This is a genomic window from Parapedobacter lycopersici (assembly GCF_040395035.1).
Taxonomy (GTDB): Bacteria; Bacteroidota; Bacteroidia; order Sphingobacteriales; family Sphingobacteriaceae; genus Parapedobacter; species Parapedobacter lycopersici_A.
Window position 1 is genome coordinate 12,819 of sequence record NZ_JBEBRB010000030.1, and the last position, 17,563, is coordinate 30,381.

At 52.5% G+C, this 17,563-nt stretch carries 13 protein-coding genes; 10 read left to right on the plus strand and 3 right to left on the minus strand.

The features are described from left to right. The 3 genes from ABWO75_RS08080 to ABWO75_RS08090 form a co-directional block, all read right to left on the minus strand. Window positions 1–753 carry a 2-phosphosulfolactate phosphatase gene (locus tag ABWO75_RS08080; RefSeq protein WP_353184371.1) on the minus strand — a complete coding sequence of 251 codons (753 nt, stop codon included), beginning with the start codon at window positions 751–753 and terminating at the stop codon, window positions 1–3. A 45-nt stretch (window positions 754–798) separates the two neighbouring features. Next, the gene (gene gcvT, locus ABWO75_RS08085) at window positions 799–1,881 is read right to left on the minus strand and encodes a glycine cleavage system aminomethyltransferase GcvT (protein WP_353184373.1); all 1,083 of its coding nucleotides are present in this window, start codon (window positions 1,879–1,881) and stop codon (window positions 799–801) included. A gap of 62 nt (window positions 1,882–1,943) precedes the next feature. Beyond that, window positions 1,944–2,288 (minus strand): single-stranded DNA-binding protein, encoded by a 345-nt coding sequence (locus ABWO75_RS08090; RefSeq protein ID WP_353184375.1) that lies wholly within the window; start codon window positions 2,286–2,288, stop codon window positions 1,944–1,946. A gap of 252 nt (window positions 2,289–2,540) precedes the next feature. Here ABWO75_RS08090 and ABWO75_RS08095 point away from each other — a divergent pair, with 252 nt between their 5' ends. From ABWO75_RS08095 to ABWO75_RS08140, 10 genes are all read left to right on the plus strand, one after another. Continuing rightward, window positions 2,541–3,455, plus strand: coding sequence for a class I SAM-dependent methyltransferase (locus ABWO75_RS08095; protein WP_353184377.1), 915 nt, complete (start codon window positions 2,541–2,543; stop codon window positions 3,453–3,455). 79 nt (window positions 3,456–3,534) lie between these two features. Beyond that, a complete protein-coding gene (locus ABWO75_RS08100; protein WP_353184379.1) occupies window positions 3,535–4,698 on the plus strand; it encodes a DNA polymerase III subunit in 1,164 nt (387 codons plus the stop codon). A 64-nt stretch (window positions 4,699–4,762) separates the two neighbouring features. After that, window positions 4,763–6,037, plus strand: coding sequence for a PSP1 domain-containing protein (locus tag ABWO75_RS08105; protein WP_353184381.1), 1,275 nt, complete (start codon window positions 4,763–4,765; stop codon window positions 6,035–6,037). 21 nt (window positions 6,038–6,058) lie between these two features. Next, on the plus strand, window positions 6,059–6,520 hold the full coding sequence (locus ABWO75_RS08110) for a gliding motility lipoprotein GldH (protein ID WP_353184383.1): 462 nt from the start codon (window positions 6,059–6,061) through the stop codon (window positions 6,518–6,520). 160 nt (window positions 6,521–6,680) lie between these two features. Next, complete coding sequence (locus tag ABWO75_RS08115; protein ID WP_257658661.1) at window positions 6,681–7,037, plus strand: PadR family transcriptional regulator; 357 nt, start codon at window positions 6,681–6,683, stop codon at window positions 7,035–7,037. A 17-nt stretch (window positions 7,038–7,054) separates the two neighbouring features. Further along, window positions 7,055–8,677, plus strand: coding sequence for a PspC domain-containing protein (locus tag ABWO75_RS08120; RefSeq protein ID WP_353184386.1), 1,623 nt, complete (start codon window positions 7,055–7,057; stop codon window positions 8,675–8,677). Window positions 8,678–8,887: 210 nt separating this feature from the next. Beyond that, entirely contained in the window at window positions 8,888–11,320 is a 2,433-nt protein-coding gene (locus ABWO75_RS08125; protein ID WP_353184388.1) for a TonB-dependent receptor domain-containing protein, read from the plus strand. 199 nt (window positions 11,321–11,519) lie between these two features. Then, window positions 11,520–14,531, plus strand: a complete 3,012-nt coding sequence (locus ABWO75_RS08130; protein WP_353184390.1) for a SusC/RagA family TonB-linked outer membrane protein — start codon at window positions 11,520–11,522, stop codon at window positions 14,529–14,531. A 17-nt stretch (window positions 14,532–14,548) separates the two neighbouring features. Next, window positions 14,549–16,060, plus strand: coding sequence for a RagB/SusD family nutrient uptake outer membrane protein (locus tag ABWO75_RS08135; RefSeq protein WP_353184392.1), 1,512 nt, complete (start codon window positions 14,549–14,551; stop codon window positions 16,058–16,060). Window positions 16,061–16,097: 37 nt separating this feature from the next. Beyond that, window positions 16,098–17,456 (plus strand): glucoamylase family protein, encoded by a 1,359-nt coding sequence (locus tag ABWO75_RS08140; RefSeq protein WP_353184394.1) that lies wholly within the window; start codon window positions 16,098–16,100, stop codon window positions 17,454–17,456. Window positions 17,457–17,563: the final 107 nt, after the last annotated feature.

Consider the following 17,563-nt stretch of genomic DNA (forward strand, 5'->3'; position numbering starts at 1 on the left):
TCAGGCCGGAATGCCTGTCATGGCCACTTCCCCCTCCGTCGATAAACCCACCAGCCGTCCATTACGCAGCACCGGAATGATAGACACCAGGTCCTGTTGCAGACAGAAAGCGATGTCCTTCGCCAGGTCAAGGTGCCGCATCCGTTGTGCATGGGCGCTGTTATGGAGGTAGCCGGCAATATCTTTCCCGGCTTCCGCAAATAACGCAGCGGCCATCTGCGCCGAATCGTCCAGTAAGCTATCCGAGGTTTTCAACCGGGCGACCACCGCCCCCGCAAACAGGCTGTCTTCCAGGCTAGCGTGGTTTTTCCACCCCGCACAGACCAGCAATACGTGACGGTTTTGCCCCCTTAGCCATTCCACAAGCGCAGTGATATTAAGAAATGAGCCGATAGCTACCGTACTGGCGTCCAGGCATTGCTGGATGGCCCGGGTTCCGTTAGTGGTAGTGAGCACCACTGTTTTTCCCTTGACCTGATCGGCAGTATAAGAAAAAGGAGAGTTACCGAAGTCAAATCCCGGCACGACTTCCCCATTGCGTTCGGCAGCGAGCAGGCAACCCCTGCGGCCTTCGTAGGCGCGGCATTCATCAACCTCGGCGACGGGTATAATCGCCTCCGCGCCGTTCGCCAGTCCGTAGCAAATGGACGAGCTCGCCCGGAAAATATCGATCACCACCGCTACGGTGTTTTCCTTATCGTAAAACGGCAGCAACGCCGGACTTAAGCAGACCTGAATTTTTCTTGAATCCATAAATCGTTTGTAAACCAGAGATCGGCCACGGGCCAGCCTCGCTGGCTATTTCAAAAAGGGGGGCTTTACCACGGTAGCCCGAACCGGATTGTTGCGGATATCAATGTAAATGGAACTGCCTTCCTTCGCGTGTGCAAGCGTGACATATCCCAATCCAATGGACCGTCGCAAGGTGGGCGACTGCGTACCTGAGGTAACCCGGCCAATTACCGCTCCGGCCTCGTCCTTGATCACATAACCCTGCCGGGGGATTCCCCGGTCGATCATTTCAAATCCAACCAGCTTCTGCTGCAAACCGGCGCTCTTCTGTTCCAGGAGGTGCGCTGCATTGACGAAGTCTTTGTTAAATTTGGTTACCCACCCCAGTCCAGCCTCAAGCGGCGACGTGGTGTCATCAATATCATTTCCATAGAGGCAAAAACCCATTTCAAGCCGCAGGGTATCCCGCGCACCAAGACCTGCCGGTTTAATGCCATAGGAAGCGCCGGCCTCCATAATGGCATGCCAGACGCGCTCGGCATCCTTATTGGCCACGTATACTTCAAAACCGCCCGCACCGGTATATCCGGTAGCGGAAATCAGCACATTGCTTACGCCGGCGAATATACCTTTATGAAAGGTATAGTATGCCATCCCCGCCAGGTCGATCTCCGTAAGCGGAGCCAGCACCTCCGCAGCCCGGGGCCCCTGAACGGCAAATAGCGCCGTTTCGTCGGAAATATCTTTTAGCGTTACGCCATAGGTATTATAAGCGGATATCCAATCCCAGTCCTTTTTAATGTTGGCGGCATTGACCACCAGCATATAGGTTTGTTCATCGATCCGGTAGATCAGCAGGTCGTCCACAATCCCGCCGGTTTCGTTTGGCAGGTAGGCGTACTGTACCTTGCCGTTGAGAAGCTTTGCCGCATCATTTGAACTGATCTGCTGGATAAGTTCGAGGGCGTGTTCTCCCTTAAGGATAAACTCCCCCATATGGCTGACATCAAAAACGCCTACACCATTGCGGACCGCTTCATGCTCATCATAGATGCCGGAATATTGGACCGGCATGTTAAAACCTGCAAAAGGAGCCATTTTGGCTCCTAAAGCGATGTGTATGTTGGTGAGCGCTGTATTCTTTACCATGTAACCGTCACTTTAATTTGGGGCAAAATTAACGAAAAATGCGGAAATACATGGAACGTACGCTACTCCTGCGGTTTACGGCTAAGCAACAACAGTTCCTGGACACTGATTTCGGTGACGTATCGCGTTATACCTGTTTTATCCACATACTGGCGGTTAACCAACTTACCCTCCACCGTGATTTCGGAGCCTTTAGTCAGGCTTTTTTCAGCGAAGACTGCCTGTTTTCCCCAAAAAACGAGGTTATGCCATTGCGTATCCGTTGTCCATTCCCCGTCACTGTTGCGGTGCCGGGTATGGGTGGCAATGGAAACACGGGCAAGGTTTTTGTTGTCATTAATGGCTTTTACTTCGGGGTTACTGCCTAAGAACCCCGTAAGACGGACACTGTTTTTTAATGCATTCATTGTACTAAAAATTAAATGGTTAAACAAATGGGCGACGGCGGAATCTCCGGCCACCGATCAGCACAAAGATGCCCGCAGCGGTTAGTAACAACCGGATGATAAACGGATATATCCGTTTAAAAAAAATTATCCGGATATAACCGGCTCTTTCCCATCTACCATGGGCCTCCCTGATCGCATCGCCTCCGGCTATCACCGGCCGGGCGGCAACAGGCTGATACGGCAATGCATCCCCAATCCACGGAAGGCGAAATGAAATACAACAAAAAACTGCTGCACATGATGACCCGGATCCCCTATGCAGGGCGGCACATCCGGGAGTATATCCAATTCAAGGAAAATACCTGTTTTCCGGCAGGGCATTACTATTCTACCATTGTTTCGGTGGAAGACATTAAACAGCGGGCAAATACGATCTGGAAACACGAAAACACGGACGGTATCCCGGGCATCGACCTAAACACCGCGGGCCAACTGCGTTTGGTGACTAAATTCGCAGATTATTACAACGAAATGCCCTTCGGTAAGGAAAAGCATGATAAAATACGGTACTATTTTGATAACCGTTTTTATTCCTATACCGATGCCATATTCCTTTATTCGGTTATCCGGCATTACCAACCCCGGCAGATTATGGAAGTAGGCTCCGGCTTTTCGTCGGCCGTGATGTTGGATACCAATGAATTTTTCTTTGAAAACCGGATTAAGCTGACATTCATTGAGCCCTATATTGACCGGTTAAGCACGTTATTAAAGGAACAGGACAGGACATCGACAACAATTGTGGAAAACGATGTCCAGCAAGTACCATTAACCTTTTTTGATCGACTGGAAGCCGATGATATCCTGTTCATCGACAGTACACACGTGGCAAAAACGGGGAGTGACGTCAACTATATCCTATTCGAAATCCTTCCCCGTTTAAAAAGCGGAGTATTAATTCATTTTCACGACGTATTCTACCCCTTTGAGTACCCCAGGGATTGGGTGTTTGCTGGCCGGAACTGGAATGAGGATTACCTACTCAGGGCTTTTTTAATGTATAACCCCGCATTCGAAATCATCCTGTTTTCCCATTACCTCCACAAGCACCATCCCGATGCCTTTGCCGCGATCCCCTTGTGTTACAATAACCGGGGCGGCAATCTGTGGATCGTCAAAAAATAAGCTGCGATCAGGCACCCGCTGTGTATTCTTCTTTGCATTCCGTACCTTTGGGCATCCAACGGCCATACTCTGTCATCATATGCAGTTCAACGCGATTATCGGGCAACAGCAAATCAAGCAGCACCTCATCCGTACCGTAAATGAAAACCGGGTGAGCCATGCGCAGCTTTTTCTCGGTCCGGAGGGCAGCGGCAGCCTGGCGCTGGCCGTTGCCTATGCCCAGTATATCAATTGCGAAAACCGGCTGACGGAAGACAGCTGCGGACAGTGCGCGTCGTGCAGAAAATACGAGAAGCTCATCCACCCGGACCTGCATTTCTCTTATCCTTTTTTCGCCAAGCACAAGGAAGACACCGCGGCAACCTATGCCCGTGAATGGCGCGAAACATTTTTAGCGAACCCGTACGTGAGCCTCGATCATTGGCGCGGCCAGTTCGACGCGGAAAATAAACAGGCAAACATCAACATTGCCGAAGCGCATGACATCATCAAAAAGCTAAGTCTCAAGGCATTTGAGGCCGAATACAAGGTACTCATTATCTGGCTGCCCGAATACCTGGATACCCAGGGCAATGCCCTACTGAAGCTTATTGAAGAGCCTCCGGAAAAAACGCTATTCCTGCTGGTGGCCGAAAATCAGGATAAAATACTGAACACCATCATCTCCCGGACGCAACTGGTGAAAATCAACCGCCTGGATGACAGCGACGTAAAGGCTTACCTAATAGCGCACAGCCAGGTGGATGAGCGCCGGGCGGCTGAAATCGCGTTCATCAGCGACGGTAATATCCAGCAGGCCCTGCGCTTATTGGGAGAAGATACCAAAGACTACTTTGACCTGCTGGTTCGCTGGCTGCGGCACTGTGTGACCGACCAGGGAGGGGCACTGATCAAAACCAGCGAAGAGGAATTGTCAAAATTAGGCCGCGAAAACCAAAAAAGTTTTTTACTTTACGCCATCAATGTCATGCGGCAGGTCATATTGCTCAAGGAGCAGGTGCCAACGCTGGTGCACATTACGGATGATGAGCTGGATTTTGTGCAGAAATTCGAACGGCATTATACTACCGGCCAGATCGGAGAAACCATTGCCCTGTTTGAACAGGCACACTATCACATTGAACGCAATGCAAATCCTAAAATATTATTTTTAGATTTATCTTTGCAACTGGTTTTAATTTACAAATATCAAACGTTCCCGACAAGTCGGGACTCTATATATACAGATAACTATGGGATGTAGCTCATGCTCATCCGGCGGAGGGTGTGGTACAACACCTGCAGGTTGCCAGAATAACGGTGCCTGTATGACGAGCGGATGCAATAAATTAGATGTTTACGATTGGCTGGCCGATATGGACCTGCCGACAAACTATACGCCTTTCAACATTGTAGAAGTCCGGTTCAAAGGATCCCGGAAAGACTTTTACATCAATCACGAAAATTTATACCTGGAGATGGGTGAGCTGGTTGCCGTAGAGCCGGCAACGGGGGGCTATGACCTGGGACACGTGTCGATGACGGGCGAGCTGGTCAGGCTCCAGCTGAAAAAAAACAAAGTAGATACCGCAACGGTAGCTAAAAAAATATACCGTAAAGCCAACGATGCCGACCTAAAAAAGTGGCAGGCTGCCAAGGACCTGGAATGGGAAACCATGCATCGTGCCCGGAAGCTGGCACTTGATCTGGGACTGTCCATGAAAATCAGTGATGTCGATTACCAGGGCGACAAAACCAAAGCCACCTTTTATTATACCGCTGAGGGCCGTGTGGATTTCCGGGAACTCATTAAACGCATGGCCGAGGAATTCCGGATCCGGATCGAAATGCGGCAAATCGGTATGCGGCAGGAAGCCAGCCGCCTGGGCGGCATCGGTTCCTGCGGACGGGAGCTGTGTTGCTCTACCTGGCTTACCGACTTCAAAACGGTTTCCACCGCTGCTGCACGCTATCAGAACCTGTCCCTGAACACGCTGAAACTTGCGGGTCAGTGCGGAAAACTCAAGTGCTGCCTCAACTATGAGCTCGACAGCTACATGGACGCGCTGAAGGATTTCCCCCGGAACATTGAACGCATCGAAACGCAACTGGGCACCGCCTATCTGCAAAAGACGGACATTTTTAAAAAATTAATGTGGTTCAGCTATCCCGGTGAGGAAAACTGGATAGCCCTCACCACCACACGGGTAAAAGAAATCAGTCAGCTGAATAAAGAGGGTATAAAACCAGAAGAGCTTGGCGTTGTCCTTAAGGAAGCCGCGGAAGAGAAACCGGTGGTATACGACTATGAAAATGTAGTTGGTCAGGACAGCCTAACCCGACTGGACGAGCGCAACAAGAAAAAACGGAAGTCGGGTAAGGGAAAACGACGGACGGACGGAAAGAAAAACGAGCACGCCAAACCTCAGCAGCAACGCCCGCCCGGAAGCCCGGATGCTCCGGCACGGCCCGCAAAACCCAGTCGCCCGCCCCAGGCTGCCAGCACGGGAGAAGAGGCCAAGCCAAAGAAACCGAAACGGCGCTTTCGGGGAAATAACAACAAGAAGGGAAAACCCGGGGGCCCACCAAATAAAGAAGCTTAACTACCGCTTAGCCACTTCGGGATGAAGTATATACTGCCTGTTCTTGCGATTATCATCTTCCTTTCTGCCTGTAATGACACCGCGGTAGTGGATGAGCACGCCGCCATCGCCGGGCACCAGTGGCGGTATGAGGATCCGGTAGCTATTCCGGTACACATTGCAGACGCCCACAGGCCTTACCGCATCTACCTCAACCTGCGGCATACACCGGATTACCGGTATTCCAATATTTTTATGCTCGTGCACCTCCGGCAGCCCAGCGGAAAAGATACCACCGAGCGGATTGAACTGACGCTGGCCGAACCCGACGGGCGCTGGCTCGGTAATGGTACGGGCAGCATCTATGCCCATCAGCAACTGATCAAAGGTCACTTCCTTTTCCCAGATACCGGCGCATATGTGTTTACCATTGAACAGAACATGCGTGAAAACCCGCTTCCAGAAATTACGGATGTAGGGCTCCGTATTGTGCCGGTTGAATAGGTCATCTGCTTTATATTTCCCTGCCATCTTTAAAAATCCGACGGCTTAAATCCATTATCTTAAGATAGAATAAAAAACATTCTGCTCATAATCAACGAATTATGTTTTTATATACTACTATGTATTGCATAGTACAAACCAAAACATATATCTTTGTATTATGATAGTAGATAATACGCAAACCCAAATGAGGAAGGGGATACTGGAATACTGTATCCTTTCCATTATCTCGCGAGGCGAGATCTATGCCTCAGACATCATCGGCGAGCTTAAAAAAGCGAAGTTGCTGGTGGTAGAGGGTACCTTATATCCCCTGCTCACCCGGTTAAAGAACAACGAGCTGCTAAGCTATGTGTGGAAAGAGTCTACCTCAGGGCCACCCCGCAAATATTACGAGATTACACCAGCGGGCCTGGAGGTACTGGATAAACTGGATACCACCTGGGAAGAGCTGGTATTCGCCGTACAAACGGCCACGGAAGGCCGTAACAAGCAAACCATAGATTCATCAAAATAACGAAAAACCACAACACCATGAACAGAACCATCATTATTAATATAAACGGCATCGTATTCCACATCGAGGAGGATGCCTATGAAGTGCTCCGTTCTTATATGATCGCTGTTAAAAAGCACTTCGGACACACCGAGGATAGCCACGAAATCGTTGGCGATATCGAAAACCGTATTGCCGAGATGTTCAACGAGCGGATTGTGCAGGGCAAAAAAGAAGTCATCACGATGCAGGACGTCAACGAGGTGACCGCGCAAATGGGCAGCGTGGATGATTTCGAAACCGAAGAAACCACGGCCCCGTTTACTGAGCCCAGCTACGAAATGCCACCGATGAGCGGCGAGCGTAAACTCATGCGCGACCCCGATGACAAGGTATTCGGCGGTGTGTGCAGCGGCCTTGGGCATTATTTTGGTATCGAATCCAAATGGATCCGCCTCATTCTGGTACTTCTATTTGTGTTTGGTGGCACCGGATTCCTGCTCTACATCATCCTCTGGATTGTCATGCCGCTGGCCAAAACCCGTGCAGACCGCATGGCCATGCGCGGCGAAGCACCCAATCTGCAAAACTTTAAACGCAGCTTTCAGGAGGAAATGGAGGGGCTCCGCTCAAATTTTACTGGCGCCGAGGCAGGGCTTAGGAAGGGGCTCCAATCGGCAGGGAAATTTATCGTAAGCGCCTTTATTATCCTGGCTAAGGTGGTCGGCGTACTCTTTATTATCGGCGCATGTGTTGGTTTGGTTTTGCTATTAATCAGTGTGTTTGCCAGCTTCGGATTCCTGGGCAGCACAACCGATATGGCCATGTTTCCGCTCAATGTTATCGAGCCCGGTTTACGTACGCCAATGCTGATAAGCGCGCTTGCCGTGGCCATCATCCCGTTCGTGGCTTTGGTAGCCCTCATCATCCGGGTGCTTTTCAACAAAAGCGCCATGGGAAGATATACCGGCTTCACGCTGCTCGCCGGCTGGCTTATTGCCGTGGGATTCACCACCGTATACGCCACCCGCACGCTGAATGACTTCCGTGAAGAAAGCACGGTGGTGGAAGAGCGCGCGCTGGAGCTGCTGCCTGCCTACCACCTTTCCCGGAATGACCTCACGGTCATTAAACTGTCGCAGAATCAGGCCGACCGAACCGCCAGCATCCGGCAGCGGGCAATGGACCGCAACCGGAACATCCTGGAGGGGCAGAGTCGGATGTATATGCACATTGCCAGGATCGACTCATCGCAGGGGCCGTCCATCAGGTATGAATATTCTGCCCACGGCGCTACCTATGACCGCGCGGCTCAACGGGCGGGACGGATCAACTACCAGCTGCAGCAACTGGGTGACACGCTCTTGTTTGACAGCCACTTTAACCTGGATAACCAGGAGTTGATGCGCGACCAGGAACTGCACCTTACCCTCAACATTCCTGTAGGTACGAAACTCGTGATCGACCGCGACCTGCAGCGCCATATCTGGGACCTTCCGTTCAATCAATGTGAAGAAAACTACGGTTATCCCGATGGAAACCGGCCGGATCAAACCGAATGGGTCATGACGGAGTCCGGGCTCAAATGTGCCATTGCAGCGCTGCCGGAGCCCGAGGAAATCACGCCCGCGGATTCCGCTGAAAATAATTTAACACCATAATGCAACTTTACGCAAGCACGGGGCGTCTTATAAAAAACAGACCTTTAAAATAGATGAAGTAACATAACCAAAAAGCACACATCAACAGCTGGCAGCCCCGTATGCGCCGCGACATACATCAGTAACACAAAATTATTTTAATTATCAGATTATCAATTGATTAAAAGACGACAGTCTTTTGAATAGGGCATCTTTTGTCTTCCGAAAAAAATGAAAACCTTAATTTACCTCCTCATAGCGCTGGCTTGTTTCGGCGCAACACCACCGGCAAACGCCCAGCAGTCCGCCATCCGCGGCAGCGTAACCGACGAACAGCAACAGGCGCTTAGCCTGGCAACAATACACCTACTGGATGCCGGGGACTCTTCCGTCGTGAAGACTGTTTTCCCCGATACGCAGGGACAGTTTGCCTTCACAGGCGTCGGTCCCGGTGATTACCGGGTAAAGGCTGTACTTGTAGGCTATGTAGATGCCGTCAGCGGCGCCGTTGCCATCACGTCCTCCGGCCATATCAGGGAACTCCTGCCACTGGTGCTGAAACCCGAAAATACCGTGCTGGGCGAGGTGACGATCGATGCGCCGCCACGTCCACTGGTGGAACGGAAACCGGATATGCTGGTTGTTAATGTGGAAAACTCCACCCTCGCTGCCGGCAATACCGCCATGGACATCCTTGAACGGTCGCCTGGCATAACGGTAGACAAAGACGACAACATCAGCCTGATGGGCAAACAGGGCGTCACCGTAATGATCGATGGCAAGCAAACGTACTTATCCGCGGCTCAACTGGCCAACCTGCTCCGGAGTACGGACGGCAACAGCATTAAATCCATCGAACTGATTACAAATCCATCCGCTAAATATGATGCATCCGGTACGGCCGGAATGATCAACATTGTGCTGAAAAAGAACAAAATGACCGGCACCAACGGCACATTGACACTGGGCACCGGCTACGGTTGGGGGCATAAGGCAAACACCTCGCTCAACATCAACCACAAGGCCGGCAACGTAAATCTCTTCGGCAATTACAGCTACATGAACAATGTTTCCGGACAGGACATCGGGATTTTCCGGACGGTAGGGACGGCGGAGGCCGCGACGAGCTTTGACCAGCTGACGGAATTTAACCGCAAAAACCGGAATCACTCCTTCCGGGCGGGCGTGGATTACAACACCTCTGACCGCAACGTGCTGGGCCTGCAGCTGAGCGGCTATGCAACCAACGGCGACAATAACAATAACAGCGGCACATCCATTGGAACCAACATCGCCTCACCGGACTCCACGCTGCTGACAAGCTCGTTGTTCGACGGCCGTTATACCAGCTTCGCGATCAACCTGAACAATCAGTTTACCATTGACAGCAACGGGCGTAAGCTGACGGCAGATGTTGACATCTCCCGCTTCAACAATGAAAACCGGGCCAACTATAACAACACGTTTTTCCTGCCCTCGGGTGAAATCAAAGGATCTCCGTTGCTTTCGCGCAGTAACATGCCCACCATCGTCGATATCCGCGTGGCCAAGGCGGATTACACTCATCCGTTGGGCAAAGACAGCAAGATGGAAGCCGGACTGAAGTACAGCGACGTGGAAGCAGATAATGACATGGTGTTTGAAAACCAGGTTGGCGGCGCCTGGCAGAACGATGCCGGGCGGACAAATCACTTTGTTTATAAAGAGCAGGTGGCCGCCGCGTACCTCAATTACAGCACCCAGTTGGGTGACTGGGGCATCCAGGCGGGCCTGCGCAGCGAATATACCCGGTCCGACGGCAATTCCATTACGCTGGAAAACCGGGTACAACGGGACTATGTCGATTTTTTTCCCAGCATTTTTGTGAATTATAAAATCGCAGACAACCACCAGGCCGGTCTTTCCTACAGCAAACGCATCAACCGGCCCAATTACGGGAACCTGAATCCGTTTGCTTATTTCCTGGATCAATACACGTCCGAACAGGGTAATCCCTACCTCGGACCGGAATACACCCATGCATTTGAATTCTCGTATACCCTGATGGAAAAATACCACCTGACGGCAGGATACAGCCTCACCAATGACGTTATTGCGGAGTCCATGATGCAGGACGACGAAACAAAATCGACCTGGGTGACCCGCGATAACCTGGCTAAACAGGCCGTGTGGTATACCAACCTGAATATCCCCGTTAAGTTCGCCAAGTGGTGGAATACAAGCACCAACCTCAACGGTTTTTATATGAGTTTTGATGGGCAGCTTGGTGCTTCTTACCTAAAGCAGGGTCAATTTGCGCTGCAGGTACGCAACAACCATACGTTTAACATTACCCCATCCTTTTCTGCGGAAGCATCCGTTAATTACCAGTCGGCTCTCGTTTACAGCATTTATCGTATTGGCAGCCGGTGGTCCGTCGATGCCGGATTGAACAAGTCGTTCTTCGATAAAAAAGCGAGTTTAAAACTCTCCGTAAGCGATATGTTCAATACGCGTGCATATGACGTAAAGACCAGCTATGCCAACCTGAATGTATTGGTTAACCAACGCCCCGAAACAAGGGTTGCGCGGCTTACCTTCACCTATAACTTTGGAAATCTGAAGAACGGCGCCCGCCATTCCGACACCCAAAGTGAGGAAAAAAGCCGTATCAGTATGCCTTAGTGTGTTTGGGCATATCAAATTTGTGGTTCGCCGTCCCGACATGCGTCGGGGCGGTTTTTTTATTTTCCGCAGGCGCTTTCCATAAAACATTTCATATCGTGAAAACATATGCCGCATTCAATTGTACTTATTAGGACAAGTTCATTTGTACACAAAACATCCTACCGCAGAACTAACATGTTGAACCTATTATGTCAATATGAAGAATTTACTTACCAGTTGCCTGCTGTCGGTATGGGTGTGGACGATGGCCTATGGCCAGCAACCCGCCGTGAATGGAAAAGTCATTGACGGTGCCACCGGTCAGGGACTCCCGGGTGTGACCATTACCGTAAAAGGTGTTGCCACCGCCACCCAAACGGATGCTGCGGGCAATTTTACCATCCAGGCCGCGGGTGCCGACACCCTGGTCTTTCGCTTTTTAGGTTTTGCTACACAGGAAGTTCCCATAAATGATCAGACCTCGCTGAACGTGACCATGGAGGATGAAGGGACTGCGTTGGAGGAGGTAGTGGTCATCGGGTACGGCACGGCGGAAAAACGCGACCTGACCGGCTCCATCGCGCAGGTCAGCGGCAGTGAGGTTGCCGACAGGCCTTCAGCCAACCCGGTGGCGTCTCTCCAGGGTCGCGTGGCGGGTGTCCAGGTGGTCAATTCCGGCAGGCCCGGAGCCCAACCGGATGTGCGCATCCGGGGAACCAATTCCATCAACAACGTGCGTCCGCTGTATGTGGTAGACGGGATCTTGAATGACAACATCGATTTCTTAAATCCTGCCGATATCGAATCCATGGAAATCCTGAAAGACCCCTCGTCATTGGCTATATTCGGGGTGCGGGGAGCAAATGGGGTTATCGCAATTACCACCAAACGGGCAAAAGCGGGACAGCTCAATTTTAATTTCAATTCCACCGTCGGCCTCAAACACGTGACCAACCGGATGGCGATGACCGATGCCGCGCAATTCCGCGAGCTGTACGACGAGCAGCTGGCCAACCAGGGAAGCCCGCCGTTCAATTACGAAAACTGGGCCGCAAACACCGACTGGCAGGACCAGATCTTCCGGCAGGGCGTGTTAAATTATAACAACCTCAGCGTAAGCGGTGCTTCTGAAAACAACCGGTTTTACATGGGGCTTGGTTATACACTCGATCAGGGAGTAATTAAGCACGAGCAGCTTGAAAAAATAACACTGAACATTAACGACCAGTTGAACATTACCGAAAATTTCCGGGTAGGAATCAATTTCAGCGGTTACCGTTCGGACCTGCCGACACCCAACAGCCTTACAGACGCTGCCGTAGCAAGTGCCCTACGGGCTGCACCCATCGCCCCGGTATTTAATGATGCTTACGGGTTACTGCATACCCTCCCTGATTTCCAGCGGGCGCAGATCAGCAATCCGCTGACCAATGTCGAGTACCGGAAAAACACGAATATCCGCCACCAATACCGGGGTGTGGGAAGTATCTTCGGGGAAATCGATTTTCTACAGCACTTCACCTTCCGGACGTCATTCCTGGTCGACTATGGATTTAATCCCGAACGTTCCTACATTCCACTGATCAACTTTTATAATCCCGATCTGGCAGGGGAGGACAAAACGGACCGCGTCGGATTGGTAACTACGGTGAATCAGGCGCAGAGCACCGAGGCCAAGATCCAGTCGGACTGGCTGCTGACGTATAAAAACACGTTCGGTGAGCACTCTCTGACCGCCCTGGTGGGTTACACTACTTACAGTAACCGCTATGAGCAGGTCACCGCGTCGCGGACGCAGGGCAGCGGCGACCCGATTCCCAACGACCCGGATAAATGGTACGTCGGTATCGGGGCAAGTGATTCACAGACCGGAAACGGTACCGCCTGGGAACGGCGGACCATCTCTTACCTGGCACGGGTACTCTACAATTACGGCGGTAAATACCTGCTGAATGCCTCATTCCGGCGCGATGGCAGCTCGGCGTTCATCAAAAACAACCCCTGGCAGAATTTCGGGTCCATCGGTGCTGCGTGGGTAATCAGCGAAGAGCGCTTCTGGGGAACGGAAAGCTTTATTGACAACCTCAAACTAAAAGGGTCCTGGGGTGTGCTGGGCAACCAGAATACCGGTGACGACTACCGATACCCGATGTTTCCGCTGCTGGTGGCCAACAGCTCGGCCGTTTTCGGCGACAACGTTTTTCCCGCCTACGAACCACAATACATTCCAGACCCCAACTTACAATGGGAAACGGTGACAGCCTGGGAGGCAGGCTTTGAACTCGCGGGCTTTGAAAACCGGCTGACGCTGGAAGGGGTATACTATAGTAAACTGACGGACCACATTATGGTGGAGGTTCCCGGCGCACTGGGTACCAAGCCGGGCCTGCGGAACCAGGGATCTATTAAGAACAGTGGCGTGGAACTGGCCGCATCATGGAACCAGCAGCTCACCGATGATCTTTCTTTTACCATAGCCGCCAACCTTACCACCCTGTCTAATAACGTGGAAAGCCTGGTTGACGAAGGCTATCAAATTATACGGGATGCATCGCGGACTGCTGTTGGATTCCCAATTGGCTATTTTTATGGCTATGTACACGACGGCATCTACCAGAACGATGCGGATATCACCAATTCGCCCACCAATACCATCAACGAGGTGCTCCCGGGCGACATCAAATACAAGGACGTCAATGGAGATAACGTAATCAATGAACAGGATCGCACGCTGATCGGCAATCCGACTCCGGACTTTACTTATGGCGCCGCGCTGAATGTCGTTTACCGGCAGTTTGACCTGGGTATCGAGCTGATGGGGGTGCAGGGCAATGACATCTTCCGCGACTGGAACCGCAATCAATTCGCCCAGTTCAACTTCCAGGAAGACCGATTGGGCCGCTGGACCGGCGAGGGAACCTCCAACTGGGAGCCGATCGGAAATACCGCAAGGGCCAACAACCGGTTGATCTCTTCGTATTTTATTGAAAGTGGCGGCTTCGTCCGCATACGGAACATCCAGCTGGGTTATCAGTTTGCATCCGAACTGGCCACCCGCCTGCGGCTGAAAAGCATGCGCCTCTTTGTCAATGCACAAAACCCCTTTACGTTTGCCCGGAATACGGGATATACCCCTGAGATCGGCGGATCCGCCATCGCATTTGGCGTGGATAATGGTACCTACCCCGTCCCTGCTATTTACACGTTTGGCGTTAACCTCAATTTTTAACTACCAATTCTCTGGCCATGAAAACGATATACATCCGTAAACACATCCTCATCGCGTCTGCCTGCCTGATGGCCACTGCCGCATTGCTCACAGCATGCGGCGAAAGCTGGCTGGGTGGCGACCCGCTTGGCCGCCTGACGGAGGATGACATCCCTGCCGGGTCACTCGAAGGGCAGGCCTTCGGCATCTATGCCGGACTGCGCAGCGAGGGCACCAGCGGATTGCCTTACGTTGCCATCCACAACATCCGTTCGGACGACGCGGATATTGGCGGCGGACCCGGAGATGAGGCAGCCGCAGCACCTATCTTTGATCATTTTGGATATACCAAAGATTACTGGCTGGTTAATAATTACTGGACCAACCACTACAGCCTGATTGCACTGGCCAACAACCTCCTGGCGGCGGCTGACTCCATTGCTACGCCAACGGACCTGACGGCAATCAATGTAGCGGAGGCCAAATTTGCGCGCGCCTTTGCTTATTTCAACCTCGTGCGTACATTTGGTGAAGTGCCCAAAATTGACTTTCCCATCGTTACGCAGGACCAGGCCATTGTGCCCAAGTCGACAATCCCCGAAATCTATGCGCTTATCGACGAAGACCTACAGGAAGCCACAGCCGTACTGCCCCTCACCTGGGAAGATCGTTTTACGGGTCGCCTTACCCTGGGCGCGGCATATGCCCTGCAGGCAAAAACATACCTCGCCCGCAGCAACTGGAGCGGTGCACTGGGCGCGGCGCAGGCTGTTATCGGCTCCGGACAGTATGACCTGAGCGTTCCCTACGACATGATATTCCGCGAAGAAAGCGAAAACAGCCGCGAATCGGTGTTTGAGATACAGGCGGTATACACACAAAATAACCGGGAGATGGGAATTACTTATGCCAGCCGCCAGGGACTCCGGGGTGCCGGCGACTTTAACCTGGGGTGGGGGTGGAACATCCCTAACCCGGTGCTGCTGGATGCGTTTGAGGAGGGTGATCCGCGTAAAGACGTTACCGTGCTTTATTCCGACAGTGTGAATGCACCATACGGCGAGCGGATACCCGGAGGGCTGGACCGCCCGTATTGGAATAAAAAGGTGTATACCAATCCGTCTATCCGGGCTTCAGCCGGAAGCCGGCAGGGCGAATGGTTCAATTTCCGGGTGATACGCTATGCCGACGTACTGTTGATGGCTGCCGAAGCCGCCAATGAAATCGGCGGGGAAAGTAATATCGACCTGGCGCTGGATTACCTGGAACAGGTACGCGCACGGGCCCGGGGCGCGAACAGCGGCGTACTCCCCGAAGTAACAACCCGCGATCAGGAAGAACTCCGCCAGGCCATCCGCCACGAACGTCAGGTGGAACTGGGCATGGAGAATGAGCGGTTCTTTGATCTGGTACGCTGGGGCATCGATGTCGAAACGATGCATGCGGCGGGAGAAACCAGTTACCAGCAGCGGCATCGGTTCATCCCGATTCCCCAGATCGAAATCGACCGTTCGGGCGGCGTATTGGAACAAAACCCCGACTATCCGTAATCCTCTGATGAACACGCGCGCACACGGAACCTTCCATATGAAGCATGCAGGCCTTTTTATCGTCATTGCCGGATTTTTACTCTTGGCGGGCAGCTGCGGCGGACGGGAAACCGCCCGGTCCGGGTCGGCTAACCCGGAGCCATTAACGGACGATTCGCTGCTTTCGCTGGTACAGCGCCAGACATTCCGCTACTTTTGGGAAGGAGCTGAGCCCACGTCCGGCCTGGCCCGTGAACGCATACACCTCGATGGCGAATATCCGCAGAACGATCGGGACGTAATTACGATTGGTGGCAGTGGTTTCGGCGTAATGGCCCTGCTGGTAGGTATGGAACGCGGATTTATTTCCAAAGCCGATGGCGCCGACCGGCTGAAGCACATCATGGATTACCTGAAGGCAGCCGACCGGTACCACGGTGCATGGCCCCATTGGCTTTACGGCCCCACGGGCAGGACCAAGTCGTTCAGTGACCGCGACGATGGCGGTGACCTGGTGGAAACCGCTTTCATGGCACAGGCACTGATCTGCGTGCGCGAGTACTTTAGAAATGACGTAGACGATGGCAACCGGGAAATCGCTGCAAAGGCCGACAGCCTCTGGAAAGGCATCGACTGGGACTTTTACCGGAATAACCAGGATGTACTCTTCTGGCATTGGAGCCCCACCCACCAATGGGGCATGAACCACGCCATACAGGGCTACGATGAATGCCTGATTACCTACGTACTGGCGGCTTCGTCGCCCACGCATCCGATCCCGGTTTCGACTTACCACAACGGCTGGGCCCGCGGGGGGGACATTGTTTCCGCCGACAAAAAATACGGGATTCCGGTGATCCTGCGGCATAACGCTCCCGAAGACGCTGTCGGCCCCCTTTTCTGGGCACATTATTCGTATCTGGGGTTAGACCCGAGGGAACTTAAAGACCGGTATGCCGACTATTGGCAACTGAACACAAACCATGCGCTGATCAACCGGGCACATGCGCTCCGTAACCCCAACGGCTATAAGGGATATGGTGAAAACGCCTGGGGGTTTACCGCAAGCTATTCCGTAAAGGGGTATGCCGCACACCACCCCGATAACGACCTTGGTGTCATTTCGCCAACGGCGGCGTTATCATCCATTCCCTACACGCCGGAGTACAGCATGCAGGTGCTGCGCTATTTCTATGAAACGCTTGGCGACCGCCTATGGGGAGAGTACGGCTTTTACGATGCCTACAGCGAAACCGAAAACTGGTTTCCGCAACGTTACCTCGCGATTGACCAGGGCCCGATTGTGGTGATGATCGAAAATTACCGCAGTCGTCTGCTGTGGAAACTGTTCATGCGCGCACCGGAAATACAGCATGGGCTGAAACGACTGGGATTCCAAAGCCCGAAAATCGATTAGTCGCCAAGGTCTCCGGCAGGAACCGGCAACCCGCGGGTCGAGAACCCTTCGGCTGCGGTCCGGGGACGCTTCGGGTATGGCTCGGGAACCCTTCGGGAACAGTTCGG

Bases quoted from the DNA above. Each gene is read 5' to 3' on its own strand.
- gcvT (WP_353184373.1), bottom strand. From the start codon at position 1,881: ATGGTAAAGAATACAGCGCTCACCAACATACACATCGCTTTAGGAGCC.
- ABWO75_RS08125 (WP_353184388.1), top strand. From the start codon at position 8,888: ATGAAAACCTTAATTTACCTCCTCATAGCGCTGGCTTGTTTCGGCGCA.
- ABWO75_RS08115 (WP_257658661.1), top strand. From the start codon at position 6,681: ATGATAGTAGATAATACGCAAACCCAAATGAGGAAGGGGATACTGGAA.
- ABWO75_RS08140 (WP_353184394.1), top strand. From the start codon at position 16,098: ATGAAGCATGCAGGCCTTTTTATCGTCATTGCCGGATTTTTACTCTTG.
- ABWO75_RS08100 (WP_353184379.1), top strand. From the start codon at position 3,535: ATGCAGTTCAACGCGATTATCGGGCAACAGCAAATCAAGCAGCACCTC.
- ABWO75_RS08090 (WP_353184375.1), bottom strand. From the start codon at position 2,288: ATGAATGCATTAAAAAACAGTGTCCGTCTTACGGGGTTCTTAGGCAGT.
- ABWO75_RS08120 (WP_353184386.1), top strand. From the start codon at position 7,055: ATGAACAGAACCATCATTATTAATATAAACGGCATCGTATTCCACATC.
- ABWO75_RS08110 (WP_353184383.1), top strand. From the start codon at position 6,059: ATGAAGTATATACTGCCTGTTCTTGCGATTATCATCTTCCTTTCTGCC.
- ABWO75_RS08095 (WP_353184377.1), top strand. From the start codon at position 2,541: ATGAAATACAACAAAAAACTGCTGCACATGATGACCCGGATCCCCTAT.
- ABWO75_RS08130 (WP_353184390.1), top strand. From the start codon at position 11,520: ATGAAGAATTTACTTACCAGTTGCCTGCTGTCGGTATGGGTGTGGACG.
- ABWO75_RS08135 (WP_353184392.1), top strand. From the start codon at position 14,549: ATGAAAACGATATACATCCGTAAACACATCCTCATCGCGTCTGCCTGC.
- ABWO75_RS08080 (WP_353184371.1), bottom strand. From the start codon at position 753: ATGGATTCAAGAAAAATTCAGGTCTGCTTAAGTCCGGCGTTGCTGCCG.
- ABWO75_RS08105 (WP_353184381.1), top strand. From the start codon at position 4,763: ATGACGAGCGGATGCAATAAATTAGATGTTTACGATTGGCTGGCCGAT.